The organism is Actinomycetospora sp., from assembly GCF_055612215.1.
In genome coordinates this window covers 1-3,996 of record NZ_JBVPVA010000136.1, presented here as the reverse complement: position 1 = coordinate 3,996, position 3,996 = coordinate 1, and the positions used below count along the sequence as shown (strand labels likewise).

The window sequence follows — 3,996 nt, the reverse complement described above, 5'->3', positions numbered from 1 at the left end:
CGGCGGTGGCGGTCCCGGCAGAGGGCACGTCCGGCACGGTAGTGACCGGCGTGTCCGACGGCGGGCACGCGGGAGACCGTCGGCGTGTCACCCGGCCGGGCGACGGCGGTCCGAGGCCGCCGGCCGTCTCTCCGCCCGGTCCGGCCACCTCTCCGATCGCAGGGTCCCTGCGACTCGCGCCCCGCAGGTGCGCGCCCGCCGAGGATCGGCTTCCGCATCTGCGGATCACGGCTGCGACCTGCGCGAACAGGGCCCACCGGCACCGTCGCGACGCGGTTATCGTGGCGGTGATGACCATCCTCGACCTCGGCGTCCCGTCCGTGCCGGCGCCCGGCGCGGACCGTGCCGACACCTCGGACCGTCCCGACGACGCCCGGCTGGTCGACCGGTTCGGCCGCGTCGCGACGGACCTGCGGGTCTCGCTGACCGACCGCTGCAACCTGCGCTGCACCTACTGCATGCCCGCCGAGGGCCTGGAGTGGATGCCGACCGAGGAGGCGCTGACCGACGACGAGGTGGTGCGGCTCGTCCGCATCGGCGTCGAGCGCCTCGGGGTCCGCGAGATCCGCTTCACCGGTGGCGAGCCGCTGCTGCGGCGCGGCCTCGAGGACATCGTCGCCGCGACGGCCGCCCTGCCGCAGCGTCCCGAGACCTCGGTGACCACCAACGGGCTCGGCCTCACGCGGCGGGCCCGTGGGCTCGCCGACGCCGGCCTGGACCGCGTGAACGTCTCGCTCGACACGCTGCGCCCGGAGCGGTTCGCCGAGATCACCCGGCGGGATCGGCTGGGAGACGTCCTCGACGGACTGGCGGCGGCCCGTGAGGTCGGCTTCAGCCCGATCAAGATCAATACTGTCCTGATGCCTGGCCTCAACGACGACGAGGCCCCCGACCTGCTCGCGTGGGCGCTCGCGGAGGGCTTCGAGCTGCGGATCATCGAGCAGATGCCGCTGGACGCCGGGCACTCCTGGCAGCGCGACCGCATGATCACCGCCGAGCAGGTCCTGGCCACGCTGGCCGAGCGCTTCACCCTCACCCCTGACCCGGCCGAGCGTGGCGGTGCCCCCGCCGAGCGGTTCCTGGTGCCCGGGTACGTTCGCCCCGACGGCGGCCCGGCGCGGGTCGGGATCATCGCCTCGGTGACCCGGCCCTTCTGCGGGACCTGCGACCGCACGCGGCTCACCGCGGACGGCCAGATCCGCACCTGCCTGTTCGCCCGCAGCGAGAACGACCTGCGCGCCCTGCTGCGCGGCGGCGGCACCGACGACGAGATCGCCGACGCGTGGCGGGTCGCGATGTGGGGCAAGAAGGCCGGCCACGGGATCGACGACCCCGGGTTCCTGCAGCCGGACCGCCCCATGAGCGCGATCGGAGGATGAATCGGTGACCAGCTCCCTGGAGACCCCCGCCCGCCGCGTCGGCGCCTCGGGCGCGGACGTCACCGCCACCGTGCGCTACTTCGCCGGCGCGAAGGCCGCCGCGGGCGCCGCCACCGAGCGCGTGACGCTGCCCGCGGGGACCACCGTGGCGGACCTCGTCGCCGCGCTCGCCGCCGACCACGGCGAGGCCCTCACACGCGTCCTCGCGGCGAGCAGCCTGCTCCTCGACGGGCTCGCGGTGCACGAGCGCACCGTCGCGGTGCCCGACGGGTCCACCGTCGACGTCCTGCCCCCGTTCGCCGGCGGCTGAGCCGCAACGCACCCCGGCCCGGTGGGGTTCTCCCGGACATGACCGTCGCGCACGAGACCCGGATCGGGACGCTGTACCTGGACGCCTCCGAGGTCGGGCTGACCCGGCTCGGCTTCTCCCCGCCGGAGGTCCCGACACCCCGCAGCGCCGCCGGCGACCGGATCGTCGCCACCGCGCAGGAGGAACTGGACGCCTACCTCGCGGGGACGCTGCGCGACTTCACGGTGCCGGTCGACCTGTCGGGGACCACCGCCGCGCACCGGCGGGTCCTCGACGGCCTCGCGCCGGTCGGCTGGGGCGACACGATCACCTACGGCGCACTCGCGACGTCGGTGGGACTGCCGGTCTCGGAGTCCCGACGCGTGGGCGGGGCGATGGCCACCAACCCGGTGGCGATCGTCGTCCCCTGCCACCGGGTGGTCGGGTCCGACGGGTCGCTCACCGGCTACGCGGGCGGCCTCGACCGCAAGCGTGCTCTCCTCGACCTCGAGACGGCTGGTCAGCGGCTCTTCTGAGCGTCATGAACGTCTGATCAGGTCGGCCGCGTGATCAACTCGGCATCGTGTTGACCGCGTGGTCGAGGGCCGACCACAGGTACTGCGTCGCGTACGCGCGGTAGGGCCGCCAGACCTCGGCGCGGGCGATCAGGTCGCGGTCGCGCTCGGGGAGACCGAGCTCCCGGGCGGCGACACGGACGCCGAGGTCGGCCGGCAGGAACGCGTCCGCGTCGCCGAGGGCCCGCATCGCCACCGAGTCAACCGTCCACGGCCCGATCCCGCGCAGCGCCCCGAGCTCCCGCCGTGCGGTGGCGAGGTCGGCGCGGAGGTCGACGGTGCCGTCGGCCAGGGCCGCGACGAGCCCGTGGAGGGTGCGCTTGCGGCTGGCGGGCATGCCGAGCTCGTCGTCGGTGAGGGCGGTGAGCTGGTGCGCGGACGGGAAGAGGTGCGTGAGGGAGGAACCCGCCGAGCCGGCGTCCGGCAGCGGCGTCCCGTGGGCCCGGACGAGCCGGGCGGCGTGGGTGCGGGCGGCCGCCGTCGAGACCTGCTGGCCGAGGACGGCGCGCACGGCGAACTCGTCCGGGTCGGGGCACCCCGGCACCCGTCGGCCGGGCGCGTTCTCGACCAGCGGGCGCAGGACCTCGTCGGCGCCGAGCACCGCGGTGACCGCGGCCGGGTCGGCGTCCAGGTCGAGGATGCGGCGGGCCGCGCGGACGGCCTCGTCCTCGTCGGTTGCATCGGACAGGAGCAGCGTCGCGGTGACCACCCCCGGCCCCGAGGGCGGCGGCAGCACGACGACCCCGGGGCCGCCGGACAGCGCGAGCGTGCGCCGGTAGGCCCCGTCGTGCCACTCCTCGATGCCCGGGACGGCCGTGGCCACGAGGTGCCCGTAGAGGTTGTCCGGGTTGAGCGGCGGGGTGAACGCCAGCTCCCGTGTCCGATGGATCCACGACGCGGGTCCCGGCACGGCTCTAGCGTCCCACGGCATGAGCGCCGCATCGCCGCAGCCGGCCTTCGTCGGGATCGTCGTCTCCGACATGGCCGCGTCCGTCGCCTTCTACCGCGCGCTCGGGCTCGACGTCCCCTCCGGCGCCGAGACCGAGCCGCACGTCAACATCCCGTTCGGCCCGCTGGTCCTCGCCCTCGACACCGAGGACACGATCCGCTCCTTCGACCCGGACTTCTCGCCGCCGTCGGAGGCCGGCCGTGTCGCGATCGCGTTCGACTGCGGGTCGCCGGCCGGCGTCGACTCGGCGTTCGCCGACCTCACGGGCGCCGGGTACCGCGGCCATCGGGCCCCGTTCGACGCGTTCTGGGGTCAGCGCTACGCGACGGTGCTCGACCCCGACAGCGTCGGGGTCGACCTGTTCGCCTGGCTCCCTCAGTAGCTCAGGGTCCGGCGCGGCTGGTGTAGGTGTGTCCGGTCGGGGTGGTGGTCCGCACCGTGTGGGGCTGGTCGCCGAGCCCGTCGTGGACGACCTCGACCGCCCAGCCCGGCATCTCCCGCACGAAGTTCCCCCGCGCGCACACCCCGCGCCCGTTGGTGAAACTGGTCGGCCCACCAGCGCGGGACTGACGGATGTGGTCGTGGTGGCGGATGGGCGCGTCGCAGAACGGGTCGCGGCAGCGGCCGCCGTCGCGCAGATCGATCAACGCGGCGAGGAACCCGTCGACGCGCCGCGCCCGAGACTCGCCCCCGACCAGGGTGCCGGTGTCGGGGTGGGCGAACAACCGCCGCCACCACCGCTTCCCCGCGGTGGAGCGCAGCAGGTCCCGCACGGTCCCGGCGGGTAGTGGGCCGTGCCCGACC

5 protein-coding genes and 1 pseudogene are annotated in these 3,996 nt (G+C 75.1%); 4 read left to right on the top strand and 2 right to left on the bottom strand.

What is annotated here, in order from left to right; translation table 11 throughout:
- Nucleotides 1–290 precede the first annotated feature (290 nt).
- Genes moaA through AC0CYZ_RS03715 form a run of 3 tightly spaced genes read left to right on the top strand, consistent with a single transcriptional unit; the run spans nucleotide 291 to nucleotide 2,204 of the window.
- The gene (moaA, locus tag AC0CYZ_RS03725) at nucleotides 291–1,379 is read left to right on the top strand and encodes a GTP 3',8-cyclase MoaA (protein ID WP_472212461.1); all 1,089 of its coding nucleotides are present in this window, start codon (nucleotides 291–293) and stop codon (nucleotides 1,377–1,379) included.
- Between the two features lie 4 nt (nucleotides 1,380–1,383).
- Complete coding sequence (locus AC0CYZ_RS03720) at nucleotides 1,384–1,689, top strand: MoaD/ThiS family protein (protein ID WP_472212459.1); 306 nt, start codon at nucleotides 1,384–1,386, stop codon at nucleotides 1,687–1,689.
- Nucleotides 1,690–1,727: 38 nt separating this feature from the next.
- A complete protein-coding gene (locus AC0CYZ_RS03715; RefSeq protein ID WP_472212457.1) occupies nucleotides 1,728–2,204 on the top strand; it encodes a methylated-DNA--[protein]-cysteine S-methyltransferase in 477 nt (158 codons plus the stop codon).
- A 34-nt stretch (nucleotides 2,205–2,238) separates the two neighbouring features.
- Here the strand turns inward: AC0CYZ_RS03715 and AC0CYZ_RS03710 are convergent, their stop codons facing one another.
- Nucleotides 2,239–3,153: a DNA-3-methyladenine glycosylase family protein gene (locus tag AC0CYZ_RS03710; protein ID WP_472212455.1), complete on the bottom strand. Its 915-nt coding sequence runs from the start codon at nucleotides 3,151–3,153 to the stop codon at nucleotides 2,239–2,241.
- A gap of 19 nt (nucleotides 3,154–3,172) precedes the next feature.
- On the opposite strand from AC0CYZ_RS03710, the gene AC0CYZ_RS03705 reads away from it, so the two are divergent.
- On the top strand, nucleotides 3,173–3,574 hold the full coding sequence (locus AC0CYZ_RS03705) for a VOC family protein (protein ID WP_472212453.1): 402 nt from the start codon (nucleotides 3,173–3,175) through the stop codon (nucleotides 3,572–3,574).
- A gap of 1 nt (nucleotide 3,575) precedes the next feature.
- Here AC0CYZ_RS03705 and AC0CYZ_RS03700 read toward each other — a convergent pair.
- A pseudogene (locus AC0CYZ_RS03700) lies at nucleotides 3,576–3,996 on the bottom strand (DUF222 domain-containing protein); the annotation flags it as partial.